The organism is Halomarina oriensis (assembly GCF_009791395.1).
Classification (GTDB): domain Archaea; phylum Halobacteriota; class Halobacteria; order Halobacteriales; family Haloarculaceae; genus Halomarina; species Halomarina oriensis.
Map to the genome: position 1 here is coordinate 312,591 of NZ_WSZK01000015.1, position 21,198 is coordinate 333,788.

Annotated in this window: 27 protein-coding genes; 10 read left to right on the forward strand and 17 right to left on the reverse strand. The window is 68.0% G+C overall.

The features are described from left to right. The first annotated feature begins 147 nt into the window (after positions 1–147). Together GQS65_RS08135 and GQS65_RS08140 are read left to right on the forward strand one after the other, a co-directional pair. Entirely contained in the window at positions 148–750 is a 603-nt protein-coding gene (locus GQS65_RS08135) for a hypothetical protein (protein WP_158204135.1), read from the forward strand. Between the two features lie 223 nt (positions 751–973). Beyond that, positions 974–1,630 (forward strand): CRISPR-associated protein Cas4, encoded by a 657-nt coding sequence (locus tag GQS65_RS08140; protein WP_158204136.1) that lies wholly within the window; start codon positions 974–976, stop codon positions 1,628–1,630. 16 nt (positions 1,631–1,646) lie between these two features. Here GQS65_RS08140 and GQS65_RS08145 read toward each other — a convergent pair whose 3' ends face one another. Genes GQS65_RS08145 through GQS65_RS08155 form a run of 3 tightly spaced genes read right to left on the reverse strand, consistent with a single transcriptional unit; the run spans position 1,647 to position 3,052 of the window. Next, on the reverse strand, positions 1,647–2,264 hold the full coding sequence (locus GQS65_RS08145) for an L-threonylcarbamoyladenylate synthase (RefSeq protein WP_158204137.1): 618 nt from the start codon (positions 2,262–2,264) through the stop codon (positions 1,647–1,649). Between the two features lie 8 nt (positions 2,265–2,272). Then, complete coding sequence (locus GQS65_RS08150) at positions 2,273–2,782, reverse strand: redoxin domain-containing protein (protein WP_158204138.1); 510 nt, start codon at positions 2,780–2,782, stop codon at positions 2,273–2,275. Then, a complete protein-coding gene (locus GQS65_RS08155) occupies positions 2,783–3,052 on the reverse strand; it encodes a glutathione S-transferase N-terminal domain-containing protein (protein WP_158204139.1) in 270 nt (89 codons plus the stop codon). A gap of 258 nt (positions 3,053–3,310) precedes the next feature. Here GQS65_RS08155 and GQS65_RS08160 point away from each other — a divergent pair, with 258 nt between their 5' ends. Then, entirely contained in the window at positions 3,311–4,606 is a 1,296-nt protein-coding gene (locus GQS65_RS08160) for a hemolysin family protein (RefSeq protein ID WP_233265088.1), read from the forward strand. Positions 4,607–4,703: 97 nt separating this feature from the next. On the opposite strand, the gene GQS65_RS08165 is transcribed toward GQS65_RS08160, so the two are convergent. From GQS65_RS08165 to GQS65_RS08175, 3 genes are all read right to left on the reverse strand, one after another. Then, entirely contained in the window at positions 4,704–5,903 is a 1,200-nt protein-coding gene (locus tag GQS65_RS08165) for an inorganic phosphate transporter (protein WP_158204141.1), read from the reverse strand. Positions 5,904–6,043: 140 nt separating this feature from the next. Continuing rightward, positions 6,044–6,742 (reverse strand): DUF5828 family protein, encoded by a 699-nt coding sequence (locus tag GQS65_RS08170; RefSeq protein WP_158204142.1) that lies wholly within the window; start codon positions 6,740–6,742, stop codon positions 6,044–6,046. Between the two features lie 76 nt (positions 6,743–6,818). Continuing rightward, complete coding sequence (locus tag GQS65_RS08175; protein WP_158204143.1) at positions 6,819–7,028, reverse strand: hypothetical protein; 210 nt, start codon at positions 7,026–7,028, stop codon at positions 6,819–6,821. A 105-nt stretch (positions 7,029–7,133) separates the two neighbouring features. Here GQS65_RS08175 and GQS65_RS08180 point away from each other — a divergent pair, with 105 nt between their 5' ends. Further along, the gene (locus tag GQS65_RS08180) at positions 7,134–7,784 is read left to right on the forward strand and encodes a hypothetical protein (RefSeq protein WP_199268424.1); all 651 of its coding nucleotides are present in this window, start codon (positions 7,134–7,136) and stop codon (positions 7,782–7,784) included. Positions 7,785–7,961: 177 nt separating this feature from the next. Here GQS65_RS08180 and GQS65_RS08185 read toward each other — a convergent pair whose 3' ends face one another. The 4 genes from GQS65_RS08185 to GQS65_RS08200 form a co-directional block, all read right to left on the reverse strand. After that, positions 7,962–9,806 carry a carbon starvation CstA family protein gene (locus GQS65_RS08185; RefSeq protein WP_158204144.1) on the reverse strand — a complete coding sequence of 615 codons (1,845 nt, stop codon included), beginning with the start codon at positions 9,804–9,806 and terminating at the stop codon, positions 7,962–7,964. A gap of 127 nt (positions 9,807–9,933) precedes the next feature. Next, positions 9,934–10,884 (reverse strand): ArsA family ATPase, encoded by a 951-nt coding sequence (locus tag GQS65_RS08190; protein WP_158204145.1) that lies wholly within the window; start codon positions 10,882–10,884, stop codon positions 9,934–9,936. Between the two features lie 5 nt (positions 10,885–10,889). Further along, positions 10,890–11,186, reverse strand: a complete 297-nt coding sequence (locus tag GQS65_RS08195) for a hypothetical protein (RefSeq protein WP_158204146.1) — start codon at positions 11,184–11,186, stop codon at positions 10,890–10,892. Positions 11,187–11,249: 63 nt separating this feature from the next. Beyond that, positions 11,250–12,059: a hypothetical protein gene (locus GQS65_RS08200; protein ID WP_158204147.1), complete on the reverse strand. Its 810-nt coding sequence runs from the start codon at positions 12,057–12,059 to the stop codon at positions 11,250–11,252. A 93-nt stretch (positions 12,060–12,152) separates the two neighbouring features. On the opposite strand from GQS65_RS08200, the gene GQS65_RS08205 reads away from it, so the two are divergent. Next, positions 12,153–13,337, forward strand: coding sequence for a CobW family GTP-binding protein (locus GQS65_RS08205; protein WP_158204148.1), 1,185 nt, complete (start codon positions 12,153–12,155; stop codon positions 13,335–13,337). 9 nt (positions 13,338–13,346) lie between these two features. Here GQS65_RS08205 and GQS65_RS08210 read toward each other — a convergent pair whose 3' ends face one another. Next, positions 13,347–13,757: an SRPBCC family protein gene (locus GQS65_RS08210; RefSeq protein WP_158204149.1), complete on the reverse strand. Its 411-nt coding sequence runs from the start codon at positions 13,755–13,757 to the stop codon at positions 13,347–13,349. A 15-nt stretch (positions 13,758–13,772) separates the two neighbouring features. Further along, complete coding sequence (locus GQS65_RS08215) at positions 13,773–14,105, reverse strand: hypothetical protein (protein WP_158204150.1); 333 nt, start codon at positions 14,103–14,105, stop codon at positions 13,773–13,775. Positions 14,106–14,189: 84 nt separating this feature from the next. Between GQS65_RS08215 and GQS65_RS21370 the strand changes: the two genes are divergently transcribed. Continuing rightward, positions 14,190–14,366 carry a hypothetical protein gene (locus GQS65_RS21370; protein ID WP_199268425.1) on the forward strand — a complete coding sequence of 59 codons (177 nt, stop codon included), beginning with the start codon at positions 14,190–14,192 and terminating at the stop codon, positions 14,364–14,366. 54 nt (positions 14,367–14,420) lie between these two features. Then, entirely contained in the window at positions 14,421–15,113 is a 693-nt protein-coding gene (upp, locus tag GQS65_RS08220) for a uracil phosphoribosyltransferase (RefSeq protein WP_158204151.1), read from the forward strand. Positions 15,114–15,424: 311 nt separating this feature from the next. Here the strand turns inward: upp and GQS65_RS08225 are convergent, their stop codons facing one another. Together GQS65_RS08225 and GQS65_RS08230 are read right to left on the reverse strand one after the other, a co-directional pair. Continuing rightward, positions 15,425–16,096 carry a YigZ family protein gene (locus GQS65_RS08225; RefSeq protein ID WP_368279965.1) on the reverse strand — a complete coding sequence of 224 codons (672 nt, stop codon included), beginning with the start codon at positions 16,094–16,096 and terminating at the stop codon, positions 15,425–15,427. A 160-nt stretch (positions 16,097–16,256) separates the two neighbouring features. Further along, positions 16,257–16,760, reverse strand: coding sequence for an amino acid-binding protein (locus GQS65_RS08230; RefSeq protein ID WP_158204152.1), 504 nt, complete (start codon positions 16,758–16,760; stop codon positions 16,257–16,259). 105 nt (positions 16,761–16,865) lie between these two features. Here GQS65_RS08230 and GQS65_RS08235 point away from each other — a divergent pair, with 105 nt between their 5' ends. After that, the gene (locus tag GQS65_RS08235; RefSeq protein ID WP_158204153.1) at positions 16,866–17,312 is read left to right on the forward strand and encodes a hypothetical protein; all 447 of its coding nucleotides are present in this window, start codon (positions 16,866–16,868) and stop codon (positions 17,310–17,312) included. Between the two features lie 12 nt (positions 17,313–17,324). Here GQS65_RS08235 and hisB read toward each other — a convergent pair whose 3' ends face one another. Beyond that, positions 17,325–17,912, reverse strand: coding sequence for an imidazoleglycerol-phosphate dehydratase HisB (hisB, locus tag GQS65_RS08240; protein WP_158204154.1), 588 nt, complete (start codon positions 17,910–17,912; stop codon positions 17,325–17,327). A 90-nt stretch (positions 17,913–18,002) separates the two neighbouring features. Between hisB and GQS65_RS21880 the strand changes: the two genes are divergently transcribed. Continuing rightward, positions 18,003–18,131, forward strand: a complete 129-nt coding sequence (locus tag GQS65_RS21880) for a hypothetical protein (protein WP_267902896.1) — start codon at positions 18,003–18,005, stop codon at positions 18,129–18,131. 93 nt (positions 18,132–18,224) lie between these two features. Continuing rightward, positions 18,225–18,518, forward strand: coding sequence for a GYD domain-containing protein (locus GQS65_RS08245; protein ID WP_158204155.1), 294 nt, complete (start codon positions 18,225–18,227; stop codon positions 18,516–18,518). Positions 18,519–18,671: 153 nt separating this feature from the next. Here GQS65_RS08245 and GQS65_RS08250 read toward each other — a convergent pair whose 3' ends face one another. Together GQS65_RS08250 and hisA are read right to left on the reverse strand one after the other, a co-directional pair. Then, complete coding sequence (locus tag GQS65_RS08250) at positions 18,672–20,018, reverse strand: tryptophanase (RefSeq protein WP_158204156.1); 1,347 nt, start codon at positions 20,016–20,018, stop codon at positions 18,672–18,674. A 101-nt stretch (positions 20,019–20,119) separates the two neighbouring features. After that, on the reverse strand, positions 20,120–20,836 hold the full coding sequence (gene hisA / locus GQS65_RS08255) for a 1-(5-phosphoribosyl)-5-[(5-phosphoribosylamino)methylideneamino]imidazole-4-carboxamide isomerase (RefSeq protein ID WP_158204157.1): 717 nt from the start codon (positions 20,834–20,836) through the stop codon (positions 20,120–20,122). Between the last annotated feature and the right edge of the window lie 362 nt (positions 20,837–21,198).

A 21,198-nucleotide genomic window follows, 5' to 3' on the forward strand; every position in this document is an offset into this window, starting at 1 on the left:
TCGTCAACCAGTGAGTACCCTTCGGTTGACGACGCGTCGGACACCGTCGCCTGCCGACCGGACGAACGTCGGTCGAATACGGGTGAGAGTACGAACTATTCAGGGGGTAGATTGAAATACGTAAGACTCGTTTCGTTTTCACCACTGATGGACGAGAAGACCGCGGAGCTACGCGACATCTTCATCGACGTGACCGACGGGGAGACGGTCACCGAGCGCCAGGAGGACGCGCGTGGCTCGCTCACAGAGGACGACGAGCGCATCGACGAGCGCATCGACGACGTCGTCGCCCGGATGCGCGAGCAGTTCGACTTCGACACCGACCTCTCGACGGGGACCCTCCGCGAGGTCGCACGGGGCTACCACGACGACGAGGACGACGGCACCATCGCCGAACGAATCGACGTCGACGAGGAGACCGTCGTCACCGCCCGCCACGACCTGCACCTGCTGCGTGAGGAGGAGACAGAGGGCCCCTTCGAGCTCTCCCGACTCCGCGAACTGCGCAACGACGAGCACGACCGGACCGACGAGGACCTCGCCGCCGAACTCGACACCGACGTCGGGACGCTCCACACCTACAACGCCGTCGTCGACACCCAGAACGAGAAACGCAGCGTCAACGACCGCTTCGCCGACGAGTTCGCCGAACTGCTGACCGACGCCGACCTGCAGGACCACACCGAGACGGTCAACGACGACGGCCTGGAGGAGGCGACCGAGGGGATGGAGACGGACGTCTCCTTCTAGTCGACCTTTTATGCACGCGCCGGGTCGCTCCGCGACCCGGCAGTGTAAAAGCTCGAACAAAAGGATTCCTCGCGGACTCCGCGGTGCTCCGTCCGCTCGTCACCCCGCTCGCTCGTCGCTCCGCGACTCGCTCGCGGCACGACCGAGGGCCGCCACCGCTACGCGACCGCGACTGCACCGCACCACCCCGAGTTCAAGTACGAACGCGCGACCAGCCATCGCCATGCACGCCGTCTCGGACCTCGCGGTGGCCGCCTACTGCCCGCGGAAGCTCTACTACCAGCGACGCGACGACGACCCCTACGGCGAACGCGACGAGCGCCACGAACTCCCCTTCAGGTACGACGAACTGCTGGCCCCCGAGGCGGACCTGAGTGACGAACCCATCGAGGTGTCACCGACCGGGTATCGCTCGAACCTCGGGCAATCTCGTGCACGGGTCGGTCCGACGGCGTTCGAGGCGCTCTCGGACCCGAGCGACCGGGACGTGTTCGTCGAAGGACGACGTGTGCGAGGAATCGCCCACAAGGTGCTGGAGGAACCGCTCGCACCGTCGCTCGTCGTCGCCGGCGACCCACCCGAGACGGGCGTCTGGGAGCCACACACCGTCCGAGCGGTCGCGCTGGCCCGTGCACTGGAGTGGGACCGGCAGGAGACCGTCGAGCGAGCGTACGTCGAGTACGCGACCCACGGCGTGATTCGGGAACTCGAACTGACCGCGAGACGGACGGGTGCGTTCCGGCGAGCGCTACGGACGGCCGCGAGCATCGACGGGCCACCCGCCCGGACCCGGAACCGCTCGAAGTGCGAGTCCTGCGAGTACCGGGGGAAGTGTGGCGTGAAGACGCGGTCGCTGCGTTCGATGCTCGGGCTGGGGTGAGTCGGACGCGCCGGAGTCAGTGTTCGGCCAGCCAGCGCTCGACGGCGTCGGCGTCCTCGCCACGGCGGTGGACCGTCTCCGCGGCGACGTCGACGACGGTGGACCCGCCGCCGGGTGTCTCACCGGCGTCGAGGACGAGACACGCCTCGTGGATGCTCGCCGCGAGTTCGTCGACCGTCCGGGCGCTCCCGGTCCCCGAGCGGTTGGCGCTAGTCGCGGTGACGGCCGTCTCCACGCGGTCGAGGAGCGCCAGCGCGACGGGGTGGTCCGGGACCCGCACCCCGACGCGGTCACGGCCGGCCGTCAGCACGTCCGGGACGCCCTCGCGGCGCTCGGCGACGAGCGTGACGGGACCGGGCAGGAACGCCTCGGCGAACGCCCGTTCGCGCTCGGAGAGTCGGACGTAGTCGTCGAGCGCGTCGACGGCGTCGACCGCCAGCGAGACGGGCTTGTCGCGCGAGCGGCCCTTCACCGCGAAGACGCGCTCGACGGCAGCCGAGTCGACGGCGTCCGCGCCGAGACCGTACACCGTCTCGGTGGGGTAGACGACACACTCGCCGCGGCGAATCGCGGCGGCCGCGCTGTCGAGTGCGGACGCCGAGACGGGCAGCGAGTCGGACGAGTCGTCGGCCATGCGTCGGTTCAGACGTGGTCCGCGATGGCGGTTTCGACCTCGTCGTACTCGGGGAAGTCGGGCCACTCGCTGGCGACCCACGCGTACCGAATCGTCCCCTCGGTGTCGACGAGGAAGACGGCGGGCCAAGGCTCGCGGACGCCTTCCATCCCGTCGAGTTCCCAGTCGATGCCGAACTGCTCGGCGACGCCCGCACCGGGGTCCGAGTAGAGCCGCGAGTCGATACCGCGCTCCTCGATGAGCGTCTTGTGCTCGTACGGCGAGGAGACGGAGACGCCGACCACCTCCAGACGCTCTTGCCACTCGCGGTCACGAATCTCGTTCCAGATGTACGTCGCCGGGAACGCACCGTCCATCGGGTGGAAGACGAGCAGGACGGGGCCGTCCGCGTAGAGGTCCGAGAGCGCGACGTTCTCCCAGAACTCCTCGTCGACGAGCGGGCGGGTGAAGTCGGGGACGGTGTCGCCCACCTCGGGGTGGTCGACGTCGGGGAGGTCGACGACGTCGAAGTCGACCATCTACGCGCTCACCCCGTCGCCCTCGACGTAGGTCGCTTCGAGGTAGTCGACGATGTTGGCGCTCTCGGACATCGTGACGCCGGTGTTCTCGTCGACGATGGCCGGGACGGTCCGTTTCCCGGAGATGCGTTTGACGACGTTGCGGTCGGCGTGCATCGGTTCGACGAACCGCGAGCGGTACGGGATGTCGTTGTCCTGGAGCACGCGGACGACGCGTTCACAGAACGGGCACGCCTGCAACCGGTAGAGCGTGATCGCCGGGTCACTCATACCTCGACGGACGGCCGAGACACCCCTAAGCGTGTCGCCCTCGTGTACGGGTGGCGACGGGCCGTGAGCCACCGACCGTGGGGTTCCATGACAACGTTTAATCTCCCTCCCACGGAAATCTCCGCGTTAATGGGCCATAGTCTTTCGACAGTGCTCTCTTCCACCTCGCCCGGTTCGCTAGGTATCCCACCCGACCTCATCACGGTGGCCGCTCAGGCCAGCAACGTCGACATCCTCGGTTTCGAACTCACCCCGACGATGTTCGCGGCGCTCGGGGTCGGCATCATCACCGTCCTCATCGCGCTGTCGGGGTTCTTCTCCTCCTCGGAGATAGCCATGTTCTCGCTGGCCTCTCATCGCGTCGAGAAACTGGCAGAGTCCGGATCGTCGGCCGGACTGACCCTCAAGAGCCTCAAGGAGGACCCTCATCGCCTGCTCGTCACCATCCTCGTGGGGAACAACCTCGTCAACATCGCCATGTCCTCCATCACGACGGGACTGCTGGCGTTCTACGGGTTCGACGGGGCGAGGGGCGTCGCCATCTCGACGTTCGGTATCACCGCGCTCGTCCTGCTGTTCGGCGAGAGCGCACCGAAGTCCTACGCCATCGAGAACACCGAGAGCTGGGCGATGCGCGTCTCGCGGCCGCTGAAACTCGCCGAGTACGTCCTGCTCCCACTCGTCATCACCTTCGACTTCCTCACGCGGACGGTCAACCGCGTCACCGGTGGCCAGAGTGCCATCGAGACGTCCTACGTCACCCGACAGGAGATACAGGACATCATCGAGACGGGCGAACGCGAGGGCGTCCTCGACGAGGAGGAACGCGAGATGCTCCAGCGTACCCTCCGGTTCAACGACACCATCGCCAAGGAGGTGATGACGCCGCGTCTCGACATGACCGCCATCGACAAGGACTCGACCATCGACGACGCCATCAGCCAGTGCATCGAGTCGGGGCACGCCCGTCTGCCCATCTACGAGGGGAGCCTCGACAACGTCATCGGAACGGTCCACATCCGCGACCTGGTTCGTGACCTGAACTACGGCGAGCACGAGGAACTCGAACTCGACGACCTCGTCGAACCGACGCTCCACGTCCCCGAGTCGAAGAACGTCGACGAACTCCTCCGGGAGATGCGGGACAACCGCGTCCACCTCGTCATCGTCATCGACGAGTTCGGGACCACGGAGGGCCTCGTCACGATGGAGGACCTCACCGAGGAGATCGTCGGCGAGATTCTGGAGGGTGGAGAGGACGAACCCATCGACTTCGTCGACGAGGAGACCGTCATCGTCCGCGGCGAGGTCAACATCGACGAGGTCAACGAGGCGCTCGACATCGACCTCCCCGAGGGCGAGGAGTTCGAGACCATCGCCGGGTTCATCTTCAACCGCGCGGGCCGACTGGTCGAGGAAGGCGAGGAGATCACCTACGACGGCGTCGTCATCCGCGTCGAACAGGTCGACAACACCCGCATCATGAAGGCCCGTCTCACGACCGAGGGCGTCGTCGAGGGCGAGACGGAAGCCGGGGCGCAGAACGACGACTGAACCCCTCGACAGTTCGCGGCTCTCACGTCTCACGGTTCTCTCATAGCACTCTCACGGCACTCTCGGGGCCGACCGCCGCCGGCCCACGCTGCGTCGCTCACACGATGCCGAGGGCCAGCGAGACGGCGGTGTAGATACCGTAGCCCAGTCCGAGTGCGAGCGCCAGCGAGAGCACCCACGCGCCGACCGTCTTGAGCATCTTCTCGGCGCTGACGCCCGACCCGCCGGCCGCGTAGCCGCTGCCGATGATGGCGGAGACGATGATCTCGTTGAACGAGACGGGGACGCCGAGGAAGACGGCGGACTGCGCGATGGCGAACGACGGGATGAGTGCCGCGATGGAGCGCCGTGGCCCGAGCGAGGAGTAGTCCTGTGCGAGCGTCTTTATCATCCGTGGTGCGCCCGTCCACGACCCGGCGAGCAGGCCGACGCCGCCGCCGAACAGCACCACCCACAGCGGTATCTGAGTGGCGAGGTCGTCGAGCAACGGGAGCAACGGACCGAGCGCGAGGCCGACCTGACTCCCACCGGCCGAGAACGCGACGAGGCCGCCGAGGACGAGCAGGAAGTGGCGCTGGGCGGCGACCGGTCCCTCCCGGAGGTCCCACGCGAGCAACCCGGCGGCGACGAGACCGAAGACGGCCGAGACGCCGACCAGGAACGGCGTCCGACTGGGACCGTCCGAGCGGATGTAGAGGGCGTCGACGACGCTCGACGGCTGACCGGCCGGCCCGAGCAACGCGAAGTCGACGTTGGCGAGGATGACGCCGACGAGCGCCGCGAGGGCGAGCAGGACGGCCCGTTCGGGGACGCGGTCGCTCCGGAGCAGGCGAGCGGTCGCGTACGCCGTCCCGCCGCCGACGAACGGGACGAGCACCCAGAGCGTCGAGATCTCTCGGTACTTCGCCCACGCGGGGTCGCCGCCCATCGCCAGGCCGACGCCCACGACGGCACCGGTGACGGTGAACGCGGTGGCGATGGGGTAGCCCGCGAACACCCCGATGGCGACGAGTGCGGCGGCGAGCAGGAGGGCGACGACGGCCGCCAGCGGCGAGAGCGTCACGCCGCCGATGAGTTCGCGGCCGACCGCCTCGGTGACGTTCGCACCCTGTAACAGCGCACCGAGCAGCCCCAGCAGGCCGACGTAGAAGCCCGCTCGCATCACCGAGATGGCGTTGGCACCCACTGCGGGGGCGAACGGGGTCGACCCCGACGACCCCGCACCGATGGCCCACGCCATGAACAGACTGGCGAGTGCGGCGACGACCAACGTGGCGACCAGCGCGAGCGCGACCATTCTCTCTTGGCTCTTGGACGGAGCCACACAAGAAGCTGTAGCCTTCTGTCGCTCGATTCACGCTCTCTCGGGACGGTCGGTACGCTCTCCGACCGGGAGTCGTCGGGGGGCGTCGGGAGAATCGCGGGGGCGTCGAACGGTCAGTTCGCGGTCGGGCGGGCGTCGTCGTTGTCCTCGGGGACGTCGACGCCGTCGCCGCCTTCGACCGCCTCCAGAATCTCGGTGTCCTTCTCGGTGTCGATGTGCCAGCGCTCGACGCTCCGTTCGTAGTCCGCGAGGCGGTTCGAGACGCGAATCTTCAGGTCGTCGTCGTTGACGTTGACTTCGAGTCGGTACTCGGGGTTGTTACGCTCGGCGCGCTGGAGGTTCGCGCTCACGAGGTCGTTGTCGAAGTAGTACGGCGACATCTGGGTCATGACGTTCCGGTAGACCGCTCCCTCGACCTTCCGGAGGGCACGCCGGCCCGCGGAGTCCGCCGCACGGGCGACGTAGTCGATGGACTCCCCCCACTTGTCGACGGCCTCGCCGGTGTCCTCCTCCAGTTTCTCGTAGGACTCGGAGAGCTTCTCCCCGGCGGTCTTCAGGTCCTCGTCGGGACTCTTGCCGGCCTGTTCGCCGGGGCCCTCCCCGACGGCGGCCTGTTCTGCCGTCTTCTCGTTGAGGGTGTCCATCCGCTCGTGGCTCTTCGGTCGCCACTCGTCCCACTCCTCGAATGCCTCGGCGTCGATGCCGCCCGCTTCATCCCGGCTGTCGTGGAGGGCGCGTGTGATGCGCTCGCCGTGTTCGACGACGTCGCCCCACGACCCGCTGACGCTGAATCCGGAGACGGTCTCTTCCATGCGCTACTGCTGGTAGGTGGGCGCGTGGCAAAAACCTCTCCGGCTACGGTAATCGTCCGTCGGTTCGTTCGACCGGTCAGCGTCCGTGGACGAACCGGGTCGCCGCCGCGTCGAGACGGTCACGAACGCCCGAGAGCCACGCCGACGGCGACACCCGCCGGAGCGACCGGTCGTCGAGTTCGATGCTCCCCTCGGCGAACGGGTCCTCGCTCCGCTCGAACGTCCCCGTGACCGAGGTCATCGCACACCGGCCGCACTTCTCGGCGTCTCCCTGGTCCTCGCTCATGACTCCGCGTTCGACCGGGAGCCTGTTAAGCGTTCTCGTGAGTCGCCGTGTCCCGCGAGACGAGTGCGCAAACGCTTTGCGAGTCGATACCATGAACACGAGCAGATGACCGCCGAGGCCAGCGGTGGGGACCGCGAGACGGGCGCGGACCGACCGGACGAGTCAGCCACCGACGACCGAGTCGAGGACGACACAACCGAGACCGGCGAGACGCGCCCGGAGTGGGACGACGAGTTCCTCGACCGGGTCGCCGACAGCCTCCAGTTCAACTACGACCTGCAGCGTGACGAACGCGTCGCGGGACGGCGATTTGCCCTGTACGGCCGCCTGGAGATGGACAGTCACAAGCAGTTCTTCCACCCAGCCATCTCCTTCGGTCACCAGTTCAGTTACGAGCACCTCTACGTCGACCGTCTCCCGCGTCCGACCGTCGCGGACCTCGACTCGCTGGTCGAGGTGGGTCACGAACTCGCCGCCGACATCGACCACGACGAGGAGCACTACGCGACGGAGTTCGTCTTCGTCGTCCTCGCCGAGGAGCTCACGGACGACGTGGCCGCCCGCGTCCGGAGCCACGACGACCGGACGATGCTGAAGTACGGCTACCACGGCCACTACGAGGTCGACCTCGTCGTCGTCGTTCCCGACGACCAGCGGGTCGTCGACTCCGGATCCCCCATCGCCGACGCGTTCCGCCTGTGGAACACCGGGCAGGAGTCGAGCGGCCTCCTCGGCCGGCTGAAGGGCCTGTTCTGAGGCGGTGGGGTGGCAGGCAGTTGCGGTAGCTGGGCAGTAGGTTATCGGTTGTACCGTGAGCGAGCGGGGTGACGAGTGGACGGAGGTGCGAGAGCACCGAAGAGAACGAAGAATCCTTTTGCTCCAGCAGTTACCCTGTGGGGCGGCCCTGCCGCCCCACTCGTGGATAGAAGGTGGTTAGTCGTCGCTCGGTGCCGTGCCGGTGTAGCTGTCTCTGACCCGGCTGATGTTCTGATAGCCCATCCACGCGATGGCGATGGCGAGGCCGGCCAGCGTCAGCGCGATGAGACTCTGCATGACCGAGGAGATGAGGACGGCCGTCTCCCCCGCCGCGAGCGCGTCGAGGGCGGCGGCCGGGGCACGCAGGATGCCGATCCAGAGCAGCGCCGTCAGCGTGACGACGAGCATCAGCGCCATCGGCAGGCCCGTCGAGAGGAGCTGTTTGGAGTCGTCCCAGTTGGCCAGCCAGAGTGTGGCGGCGAGCAGGGCGAGTGCGGCGAGCGTCTGGTTCGCGCCGCCGAACAGCGGCCAGAGGCTCGACCACGTCCCGCTACCGACCAGCAGGTACGCGGGCAGACAGAGCAGCAGGCCCGAGGAGGCGTAGCGGTTCGTGGCGAAGCGCTGGGTCGACGTCTCGGGGACGCCGACGATCTCGTCCATCATGTAGCGACCGAGGCGGACGGCCGTGTCGGTGCTCGTCAGCAGGAAGCTGACGAAGACGAGACCGACGAACGCGGCGAGCGTCGTCGAACCGAGGGGGATGCCGAGTCCGGAAATCATCGCCGCACCGCCGGCCGGGAAGTTGTTGAGCGCGCCGACGACGCCCGCGGAGAAGTCGGTGAACCCGATGATGGCGAACGCGCCGACCGCGGTGGTGGCGAGCAGGCCCTCACCGAGCATCGCGCCGTAGCCGATGGAACGGGCGTCGCTCTCCTTGTTCAGCTGCTTGGCCGTCGTCCCCGAGGACACCAGCGAGTGGAACCCGCTGATGGTCCCGCACGCGATGGTGACGAACAGGAACGGGAAGATGGGTCCGAGCGGACTCGTGAACCCGAGGAACGCCGGGTACTGCGTCGAGAGTTCCGAGACGGTCGCCGTCTCCCCGGCGACGGTGACGTCGATGGGCGTGAAGCCGACGACGAGCGCGACGAGTGCGCCCAGCAGCATCGCGCCGACGCCGGTGTAGAGCAGACTCGACGTGAGGAAGTCACGCGGCTGGAGCAGCACCCACACCGGCAGGACGCTGGCGACGAAGCCGTAGACGACGACGACGGGCACCCACGCGGCGGTGTTCGCGCCGAACGCGCCCGCGAGCGGGAGCCAACTCCACGCGTCGGCGGACCCGAGGAGGGTGATGGTCCCCTCGGGGAGACTGCCGGTGTCGACCAGCGCGATGGGGAACAGCGTCCCGACGTAGACGCCGGCGAAGACGAGGCCGACGAAGACGACGGCCCCGATGGCGAACGGGAGGTTCAACTGGTAGAGGTAGACCCCGAACACCAGCGCCAGCGCGATGTAGATGAGGCTCGCCGTCGCGGCCGACGGGTAGGCGTTGAAGACGACGCCGACGACCAGCGCGAAGACGGCGATGACGAGGATGATGGTGAGGAAGGCGAACCACAGCAGCATGTCCTTCCCCCGCTCGCCGACGTACTCACCGATGATGTAGCCGATGGACTTGCCCTCGTGGCGGACGCTGGCCGACAGCGACATGAAGTCGTGGACCGCGCCGAACAGCGGGTTCCCGATGGCGATCCAGAGGATGGCCGGCAGCCACCCGAAGGCCGCGCCCGCGGTGATGGGCCCCACGATGGGTGCCCCCCCGGCGATGCTCGAATAGTGATGCCCCAACAGCACCGACCGTTGTGACGGGACGTACTCCTGCCCGTCTTCGTACTTGTGCGCTGGTGTCTCCCGGTCGTCGTCTAGCTCGACGAACTGAGCCAGATACCGGGAGTATCCGAGGTACCCTACGGTGAACGTGACCAGTGAGAGCACCACCAACACGGCAATTTGTACCATGGTTCGTTGTTACCCATGAACAACCCACCAATAAACGTTACCATTGGTAACAACGGGAACGCCGTTTACTCGGTGTAGTGACACGGTTACCGCCGGGTTTCGACCATACGGAACTACGGAGCTTTATTTAAATCGAGACGTCGAGTTCTTCGGCGACTTCGGCCAACAACTCGCCACGAACTTCGGCGATTCGTGTCTCGATGGCAGCCACCAGCGGCGGTGTGAACTCGCGTTCGACCCGCTGGAGGTGCTCTCGCTCCGTCTCGACGCGCTGGCGGAGAAACCGCGCACCGCGGCCGTCCTCCTCGGGGTCCGGTTCGGGCGTCAGGCGGTTCATCACCAGTCCGCCGACCGGCAGGTCGCGTTCGTCGTAGCTCTCGATGGCCCGTTCGGTCTCGCGCAGGGAGAGTTCGTCCGGGTTGAGCACGAGGAAGAACTGCGACCGCTCGCGGAGCGTTTCACCCGCGAACTCGAAGTTCTCCTTCCGTTCGCGGAGACGGGCGATGATGGGGTCGCCGACCGCCGAGCGTCGGGGTTCCATGTCCCCGATGGCGGCTTTCTCGTAGAGGTCCACGCTCTTCTCGCGCTTGCTGAGCAGGCGGTCGATCCAGCCTTCGAGGTACTGCGGGAGCGAGAGCAGACGCAGCGTCCCGCCCGTGGGTGAGGTGTCGAAGACGACGCGGTCGTACTCCTCGGAGTCGCGCATCACCTCGATGAACCGGTCGAACAGCGCCGCCTCGTGGGCACCGGGCGTCTGGTGGGCGAGTTCGACCTGCCGGTCGATCTCGTTGACGATACTCGGCGACACCTGGTCGCCCAGCGCTCGCTTGACCTCCATCAGGTGCTCGGAGACCTCCCGTTCGGGGTCGATCTCCATCACCCACAGCGAGTCGTAGCCGTCGACCCGCTGTGGGTCGTCGTCGAACCGCTGGTCGAAGACGTCCGCCGTCGAGTGCGCCGGGTCCGTCGAGACCAGCAGCGTGTCCAGTCCCGCCGTCGCGCACTTGTGGGCGTACGCCGAGGAGATGGTCGTCTTGCCGACGCCGCCCTTCCCGCCGAAGAAGACGAACCGTTGCATTCGACTCAAAAGTGGTACTGCTGGCCCTTGCGTTCGAGCATCGAGTCACGGTCCCACATCCGTCGCTCCCACTGGTCGAACTCGTCGCCGAGGTACGGCAGGAGTTCGGCGGTGTAGTAGGAGACGGGTGAGGGGATGCCGAACGCGTCGGGGAAACACGCCAGCAGGAAGGCGTCCTCCTGGTCTTCGGCCTCCTTCTCGACGAGTTCGTACGCCGGGTGCGAGACGAGGCCGTGGTAGAGGCCGCGAGCGATGTCCGCGACGCGTTCGCGGAAGGCCGCGATACGCTCCCAGAGGTCCATGGTGAGAGGTGACAACCACCGCTCAAAAGCGTGTCGGGGTTGCGTGAGGCGGTTGGACGACTGTCAGGTGGTCGGCGTCGCCGTCGTGTCGCTGGGGTCGACCCGGACCTCGCGGGTCGCACGCTCCGTCCCGACGTCGAACGTACACACGTCGGTCGTCTCCTCCTCACCGGCGTAGAACCCCATCTCGTCCTCGACGGTGGCCGACTCGCCGGGAGCGACGGCCGACGCAGTCGCCGCCAGCGACGGGGAGAACATCCCCGTGTCGAGCGTCGCGTGGAGTCGCTCCGCTCGGCCACCACGGTTCGAGACGGTGGCACGAACCGGAACCCGTTCGCGAGCGGTGACTCGCTCGGGCACCGAGAGCGACTCGACTGTGAACCGGGCGGGCGACCGGAGCGTCTCGACGGCGGCAGGCGACACCGGCACCGACCCGCCACTCTCGTGTCGGAGCGTCGCGTCGGCGGACCCGACCGTTCGCGGAACCCGGAACGCGAGGGTTCGACTGGTCGTCCCCTCGGCGACGAACCAGTCGGGGAACCCCGGCGTCTGCCGGGTCGTCGAGGCACGACCGATGCGGGTCAGGCCACGGTATCGCTCGCCGTCGAGGGTGACGGTGAACGCACTCGGCGACTGGACGGCGCTCGTGGGGCCGGAGACGGTCAGAAAGAGGAACTGGTGGTCGGGGCTCGCGGCGACGGCCGCGTCGTCGACGTTGTGGACGTAGTGGAGCGTCGTCAGCGCGTGGTGGTCGTCGATGCTGACGGCGGGTGTCACGGTGTCGCCCGACAGGACGCCGGTACACCCGGCCAGCGAACCGAGCGCACCGACAGACGCGAGCGACCGGAGGAGCGAGCGGCGGGAGGGACTCATACCGATACGTTCACGAACCGGAACAAGTGCTTTCTGCTCGTCACGACGCCGACCCGCGACGGACCTAAGTCGCCCGCGTTCGACACACGGCCCATGAGCCAGAGCGGGGGAACGCCGGTGACGGTACTCAGCGGAGCGCTCGGGGCGGGGAAGACGACGACGCTCGACCACCTTCTGACGAACGCCGACCGCCGCCTCGCGGTGCTCGTCAACGACATGGGCGAGGTCAACATCGACGCCGAACTCGTCGCCAACCGCGACGGCAACGTCACCGAACTGTCGAACGGCTGTATCTGCTGTGACCTGCGCGACGACCTGGAGGTGGAGGTCAGCAGACTGGCCCGCGAACGCGAGTTCGACCACCTCGTCGTCGAGTCCTCGGGCATCTCGGAACCCGCACCCGTCGCCTCGCTGTTCACCACGGGCGCGGCGAGCGCCCCCTACGAGTTGGACACGCTCGTCACCGTCGTCGACACCTCGACGTTCCGCGAGACGGTCGAAGGGAGCGAGACGGTCGAGGCCGACGCCGTCGCCCGCGACCGACCGGGCCGGGTCGACCGCGAATCGGAGACCCGCCCGCTCGGCGAGTTGCTCGTCGCACAGGTCGAGACGGCCGACGTCGTCCTGTTGAACAAGTGTGACCTCGCGGGCGCGGACGAGGTCGACGCCGTCGCGGACCTCGTCGCCTCGCTCAACCCCCGAGCGCACCTCGTCCGGGCCGAACACGGGCAGGTCGACCCCGCCGAACTGCTCGACTCGGGCCGGTTCGACCTCGACACCGTCAGCGAGACGGACGCCTGGACACACGCCGTCGAACACGCCGAGGGTGACGGCGACCACCACCACGACCCCGCGACCGAGTACGGCGTCGAGTCGTTCGTCGTCCGGGCACGCCGACCGCTCGACCCCGAGGCGTTCGCCGCCTTCCTGCGCGAGTTCCCCGACGGCGTGATTCGCTCGAAAGGCATCGTCTGGCTGGCGGGCGAGGCCGACCGCTCCTACCACGTCGAACAGGCCGGCCCCTCCCGACGGGTGGAGGTCCACGGGCAGTGGATAGCGGGACTGGAGCCGTCGCGTCAGGAGATGCAACGCCGGATGCACCCGGACCTCGACTGGGACGACGAGGTGGGCGACCGACGGGTCGAACTCGTCTTCATCGGGAAGGGGATGGACGAGGCGGCCATCCGAGAGCACATCGAGTCGTGTCTGGTCGACCGAGAGACGAGCGTCGAGCCCCACGAGTTCCCCACCGAGGCCGACGAGACGTTCGTGGTGTAGTCGACCCGCTCAACACTGCTTGTCGAGGTTCCGGAGCGCGCGTTTCAGTTCGCCGCGACGTTTCCAGCCGGCGAGTCGCTCCATCGGCCCGATACCGGCTTCGAGCGTCGACTCGGCGGTCAGGCGCGTCCCCTCGTTCTCCGGCCGGTAGTCGATGGTCGTCGTCAGCGTCTCCAGTGGCCCGTCCAACTGCTCGTAGCGGAGGCCGTCCTCGCGGTCCTCGAAGGCGAACACCATCGAGAGGCCCGCACGGGCGGCCCGGACGAGCGTCTCCCCGTCCCCCTCGGCGTCGGCGTCTCCCTCGGCGACCTCTTGGACGTCGAAGCTCCCCTCGGCTTCGATGACGGCCTCGGGTGTCAGGACGCGGGCGACGACGGACGGCGGTGCGGCCACGAACCGCGACGCCTCGACTGTGCGCATGGTCGTGGTGCACGCTCAGCGGACGTAAAACGGCAGCGAGGCGAGCAGGCACACGCCGACGACCACCAGCGCGACGTAGAACAGCGTCCGGAGGCGGTCGGAGGCGGGCACCTCGCGGCGGACCTCCGGTCGGACCGTCCAGACGAGGCGGTAGTACGACAGCACGCAGACGAGGACGAAGACGACCGTCGCGAGCGCCAGTCCGACCGCTACCGACAGCCCCAGTCCGAGGCAGTACGGCGGGACGAACGAGTAACACCCGAGCGCCGCCATCCCCGCGACGACGAAGAAGGGGACGGGGTCGACGGCCTCCCCTTCGCGGTTGCGGACGCGCACGTTCGACGACATCGGTGTGGCCCGGCAAGTAGCCCGTTGACGCCCTCGCCGGACAGTCACCCGCAGAGCTATGTTTCGCGCGACGAACCGGGCCGTATGGCCGACGGTGACATCCGCGTGTTGCTCGTCCTCGACGTCCTGCTCTCGGCGGTGTTCGCCAGCGTCGCGCTCTATCTCGGGGAACTGGGGGGGCTGGTCGCGTTCACCACCACCAACCTCGTCGTCGCCACCGCCGTCCTCGTCGTGGTGACGTATCTCGCGGTACTCCGGTAACACCCCGAGAACGTTTCCACAGGGTTATGACCACCCGCATCCAGCGTTCGGCAAATGACCATCGAGGAACGCGGCAACGCCTCGCTGCTGACGCACGCGCTGGCCCGAGACACCCTCTCGCGCATCCGCGACGTGTCGACGTCGCAGGTGTCGTTCCGAAAGGGGCTCGTCAAACTCGGCCGCATCGCGGGCTACGAGATCATCGACGGGGCGATGGAGACCGAGTACGTGCCGGTCGAGACGCCGCTGACCGAGATGACCGGCGAGCGCGTCACCGGGATGGACGACGTCGTCATCATCAACGTCCTGCGGGCGGCGACGCCGTTCGTCGAGGGCCTGCTCAAAGCGTTCCCCCGCGCCCGCCAGGGCGTCATCTCGGCGGGCCGCGACGAGGAAGCCGGGATGGACGACGACGGCGAGTTCCCCATCACCATCGACTACGTGAAACTGCCCACGATTCGAGAGGAGGACACCGTCATCGTCGCCGACCCGATGCTCGCCACCGGGTCGACGATGTGTGTCGTCCTCGACCACGTCCTGAACGACCAGCCGAAACCCGCCGACCTGTTCGTCCTCTCTGCGGTCTCCGCACCCGACGGCCTCATCCGCGTCGGCGAGCAGTTCCCCGAGGCGGACCTGTTGACCGTCGCTATCGACGACTACCTCGACGAGAACGGCTACATCGTCCCCGGCCTCGGCGACGCGGGCGACCGTGCGTTCGGCACCGGCGGGCGCGGCGAGGACTGACTCGGCCGCCGGACTCGGGCACGTCGCCCCCGCCGGTCACGACGACCCGTCCGCAGCGAACCCCCTTCCTTCGACTGTAGACCGACTCGACGTCACGCGGTTCTCCGGCCCCGCGACCGGTCACGAAACCCACCGTCGTTTGCCGATGGTCGACTACGAACGACTCCGGAGGGGTCGGAATCACGACAGCACAACCTTCATCTGCCCGAAGACGCAAGCCAGCATGTTCCGCTTCCGTGGCGGGACGATGGCACTCGACACGTCACGACGGGTGGTCCGCGGCAGTGGGAACGTAGGACCGCTCGGCACTTCTACTCGGAGAGTTCGACACGACCACTCGTCGCACTTCGCAACCGGTCACGGAGCGCCGCGCTCTCCGCGACGGGAACGCGAACGTCGAACCGGACCTGCTCGCCGTACTCCGCCTCGAACTCGACGCCCGTGCTCTCCAGGATACCACGTACCGTCCCGGAGTCGTCGTACTCGGTGACGACCCCTACCTGCTCGTGGGGCACCTCCTCGACGACGCCGGCGGCCGCGACGGCGTCGTTCACCGACTGCGAGTAGGCCCGGACCAGACCGCCGATGCCGAGGTTCGTCCCGCCGTAGTACCGGGTCACCACGACGACGACGTTCTCCAGGTCCCGACCCTGGAGGACGTTGAGCATCGGTTTGCCCGCACTGCCGGAGGGTTCGCCGTCGTCGCTGGAGTACTCCCGGAGCATCCCGTCGCTGGGAGTCCCGTCTCGCGGCCGCTGGCCGCTCGACCGTTGCGCGGCGCTCTGCGCCGCGCCGTCACTCTCCCGAACCCGGTAGGCGGGGACGTTGTGGGTCGCGTCGTCGTACTCCGACCGGACCTGGTCGACGAACGACTCGGCGGCCGCGACGGAGTCGACGGGGCGGGTGTGGCCGAGGAACTCGGAGCCACGGACCTCGAAGGCGGCCTCGCCGTGACCGGCCAGGGTACGGTACGAGTCGCTCACACTCGGGGGTCGGCGAGGAGCGACAAACGGGTTTCGCGTCGCGGTAGCACGACGGGCACTGTCGGCGAGGAGTCCTCCCGCGGGCCGTCGTGCTGGCGGGAGCAGTCGTCTACGGCGACGCGTGACCCCGAACGGAACGGGGACGGCCCGAACCGACGGTTCACTCCAACTCGATCTTCCGAACGAACGGGAGGGCACGAATCTCGGTGATGAGGTCGCCGGGGAGGTCGGTGTCGGTGATGATGGAGAGGCGCGGTTCGTCGGTGAACTCCGGGTCCTCGCTGACGGTCTGACGGATAGAGATGCCCGCGTCGGCGAGGGTCCCGGTGACCGTCGCCACGATGCCCGACGCCTCGGCGTCGTCGACGTAGACGGTCAGTACCGTGAGGTCGAGCACCGGCGCGAGGTCACGGAGACTTGGAATCGCGGAGATGTTCTGGAAGATACGACGCAGTTCGGGGTCCGCGAGGATGGCGTCGGTCGTCGCGTCGACGACGCGGCGGTCGACACCGATTTCGCGGGCGATACCCGTGTTCGGTATCTCGATACCACCGGAGACGACCCGTCCTTCGTCGTTGACCGAGAACCCCCGTTCGAGCAGCAGTCTGATGACCGCCTGCTGGCTGGGACTGTTCTCGAACTTCTCCATTATTTCGTCGAACATCTATCGTGACGCCACCTTGGCGGAGGCGCTTTTAGTGGTTTCTGTCCCGCCGAGGGCGACCAGTCGGACCGAAAGCATATCTCGACGCTCGGGCAACGCCTCGTAATGTCCGTCACGCGCCGGCAGGTGCTCGCGTCCCTCCCGCTCTCGCTCGGACTCGGAGGCTGTCTGGACGGCAGCGGTGGCGACACCGGGGACGCTCTGTTCCTCGCCGCCGACCTGGTGGTCCACAACGACACCTCCGCGCGTCGGACCGCGACGGTCCGCATCTGGACGACGCCGGACCGGCCGGCCCCACCGACCGACACCGCGGACTCCACCGTCGAACCGCCGGCCGACGCCCCCGACTTCGAGGAGACGGTCGACCTGGCCCCCGACGGGAACGTCGAGTACGACGACCCGGCCGCACTGGACGAGCGTGCCGTCGTCTCGGTGACCGTCGACGGTGGGCCGTCGGGGACGTACGCGACGTCTCACGGGATGGGTGACCCCCACCAGTTGTCCGCGGGAATCGGCGTCGACCGGGTACGGTTCGGCGTCGTCGTGGTGTGAGCGTTCGGTTCGCTACAGTTCGCCCTTCGTGGACGGCGTCCCCTGTCGACGCTCGTCCGTCCGGGTGGCGTCGTCGAGCGTCCGGGCGAGACACTTGAACAGCGCCTCCACCTCGTGGTGGGCGTTCTCGCCTGCCACCTCGGCGTGGAGCGTCAGGCCCGCCGTCGTCGACAGCGAGCGAGCGAAGTGGCCCGCCATGTGGCTGGTGAACTCGCCGACCGAGTCCTGTGAGAACTCGCCGTCGAAGCGAAACAGGGGGCGACCCGAGACGTCCACCACGACGCCGGCGACGGCCTCGTCGAGGGGGACGCGTCGGTCGGCGAACCGGACGATACCCGAGCGGTCGCCCAGCGCCTCGTCGAACGCCTCGCCCAGCGCGAGCGCCACGTCCTCGACGGTGTGGTGGTCGTCGACGTGCAGGTCGCCGTCACACTCGACGCGCAGGTCGAACAGGCCGTGACTGGCGAACGCCGTCAGCATGTGGTCGAAGAAGCCGATACCCGTCTCGACGTCGGCCTCGCCCGACCCGTCGACGACGAGTTCGAGGTCGATGTCCGTCTCGGCCGTGGTGCGCGTCACCATCGCGCTCCGCGTGGTCATACCCGAATGAACGGCGGCGAGGGCTAATCCGTTTCCCTCACGACTCGCCGCTGGCGTGTCGTTTTTCCGTCGGGCGTCCTCCGTGCAACCGTGTCCCGAGTCAGCGAGCGACTGCTCCGAACGGCCACGCGGTCGACGACGGAACTCGCCAGTACGAGTCCGACGCTGTCGGCAGCGAGCGCCGGAGTCGCGTACCTCGGCTACCGCGCTCGACGGTGACCACCCCGAACCGACAGTCCCACCCGCCGACGAGTCCGTCGACGGACGAGTCGTGACAAACTAGTTATACTTCTGCGGAGTAGGTGGCCTGCTATGCCGACGTACGTGGTACTGGTGAACTGGACGGAAGACGGGATGGAAGCACTCGACGAGAGCCCCGGTCGACTGGACAGCGCGAAGGACCTCGCCGAGTCGCTCGGCGGGGAGGTGAACCGGTTTCTCATGACGATGGGGGAGTACGACATGGTCGTCGAGATGGAGATGCCCGACGACGCCGCGATGGCGACGATGGCACTCAGCCTCGGGCGCGGCGGAGCCGTGTCGACGGAGACGCTCAAGGCGTTCACCGAAGACGAGTACCGCGACATCGTCGACGGACTGCCCTGAGGGTCGGTCGCGTCTCGCGGGTCGGAACCCTGCGGGACCGTGGTCGCTGTCGCTCCCCGCTCCCGACTCGTTTCACCCGCCGGAACCGGAGGTTCCGCTGGAAACCGACACCGCTGGCCTCGGTGACGAGCGGAGCGAGTGAGGACCGCGCGTTCACTCCTCGACGGGTTCGAGGCGTGCCGAGAAGTGTCGGAGTTCCTTCATCGGAGGCTCCTCGACGATCTCGAGGCCGACGTACTCCTCGCGCTGCTCGCGGACGGCGGCGGCCGTCTCCGCGACGTGTTCGAGGTGCTCGCGCCAGTAGGTCCGGCGGGGGACGGCGAGACGGACGTAGTCGGGCCGGTCCGCGCCGGGGAACGCGAACGACCCGAGTTCGACGCCGCGGACCGCGCCCTCACGATACAGTTCACAGACGAGGCGCTGGCCGGGGAACCGCTCGGTCGGGATGTGGTCGAGCAGTTCGCCCGCGTCGACGTAGACGGCGTGCCCGCCCGTCGGCGTGACGATGGGAATCCCGGCTTCCTGCAGGAGTTCGCCCAGCGTCGCCACCTGTTCGACACGCTCGGCGACGTACGGCGGGTCGACGGCCTCACGCAGACCGACCGCCATCGCCTCGATGTCGCGTCCTGCGAGGCCGCCGTAGGTCGGAAAGCCCTCGTAGAGGATGGCGCGCTGTTTCGCACGCTCGAACAGGTCGTCGTCGCGGATGGCGGCGAACCCGCCGATGTTGACCAGCGCGTCCTTCTTCCCGCTCATGGTGATGGCGTCGGCGTACGACAGCTGTTCACGGGCGATATCGGCGAGGGCACGGTCGCCCTGTCCCGGTTCGCGCTCCTTCACGAAGTGGGCGTTCTCGGCGAACCGGCAGGCGTCGACGACGAACCACGCGTCGAGTTCGTCGGCCAACTCGGCCGTCTCGCGGATGTTCGCTAAACTCACCGGCTGACCGGCCGCGGAGTTGTTCGTGATGGTCGTGACGACGACGGGGATGCGCTCGGCACCCACCTCGTCGGCGATTTCGCGGCCCTGCGCCACGTCGAAGTTCCCGAGGAACTCCCCGGTCGCCTCGCGGTCCCACGCGCCCTCGACGGGGCAGTCGACGGCTTCCGCACCCTGATTGGCGACGTGCGCACGGGTGGTGTCGAAGTGGGTGTTGTTGAGCACGACGTCTCCCTCTTCGAGGAGCGACCCGTAGACCACGTTCTCCGCGCCGCGGCCCTGGTGGGTCGGGATGACGTGCTCGAAGCCCATCACGTCGGAGACGGCGGACTGGAGGCGCGCGAAACTGGACGACCCGGCGTAGGCCTCGTCACCGCGCATCAGCGCGGCCCACTGCTCGTCGCTCATCGTGCCCGTCCCGGAGTCGGTGAGCAGGTCGACGTAGACCGCGTCCGAGTCGAGGTTGAAGACGTTGTGACCGGCCGCGTCGAGCGCCTCGATGCGCCCTTCACGGTCGGGGAGACGAATCGGCGTGACCGCCTTCGCCTTGTACGAACGCATGGCCGACGGTTCGGGTCCGACGTGATAACTCCCGTCAGGACAGCCGTGTCCGTCCGCGGGCGGCGCTGTTCGACGGTGGCCAGGTCTGGTCGTCACCCCCCTCAGGCGTCCATCGCGTCGGCGAGCGTGAACCGGCCCTCGTACAGCGCCGTCCCGACGACGACGGCCGCCGCACCCGTCTCGCGGAGCGCGCGCACGTCGTCGAGCGTGGCGACGCCGCCGCTGGCGACGACAGGGATGGAGGTGGCCTCCACGAGTCGCCGGACCGGGTCCGTGCGGACCCCCTCCAACTGCCCTTCGACGTCCACGTCCGTGAACAGGATGCCCACCGCCCCGAGGTCGGCGTACCGCTCGGCGGCCTCGGCGGGGTCGAGACCGGTCCCCTCGGTCCACCCCGAGACGACCACCTCGCCACCCTTCGCGTCGAGGCTGACGAGGACGCCCTCGGGGTAGTCGGCGCTCAGGTCGGCGACGATGTCGGGGGTCTCGACGGCCGCCGTACCGAGGATGACCCGGTCGACCCCCGCGTCGAGGAGCACCCGTGCGTCCGCCGCGGTGCGAATACCGCCGCCCATCTGAACCGGGACGTCGACCGCATCGACGACGGCCGCGATGGCGTCGGCGTTGGCACGTTCTCCCTCGAACGCGCCGTCGAGGTCGACGAGGTGGAGCGTGCGTGCGCCCGCCTCGACCCACCGCTGGGCGGCCTCGACCGGGTCACCGTACCGCTTGCCCGTACCGCGCTCACCGCCGACCAGTTGGACCACCTGTCCGTCCTGCACGTCGACCGCCGGGACGACCTCGAACGTCGGGAACATACCGGAGGGTCGGGCGTACGGAGCGTAAAGACACCGAGACGGACCGGTCGACGACGTGCCGCGTCGACCCGGCGGCCGCCCGGACACTCGGGGGCGACCACGGAGTGCTCACGGCGACACACCCGACGCCATCGCGGCCGTCGTCGATGGACGACCGAGTGACGTGCTGTCGGTGCTCCAGCAGGCACTCCTACCCTGGAACTCACGGCGGGCGTGGTGGTCGTATCCGGGTGGTCCTGCTGGCAGTCGTCCCGTTCGTCACCGTCGAGGGTATCGTCGTGTTCTGGGGGCTCTGCGCGGGACGTGCGGCGGAAGGGCGTCACCAGACGGGGCGGTGATTCCGCCACCACAATTTAAACCGG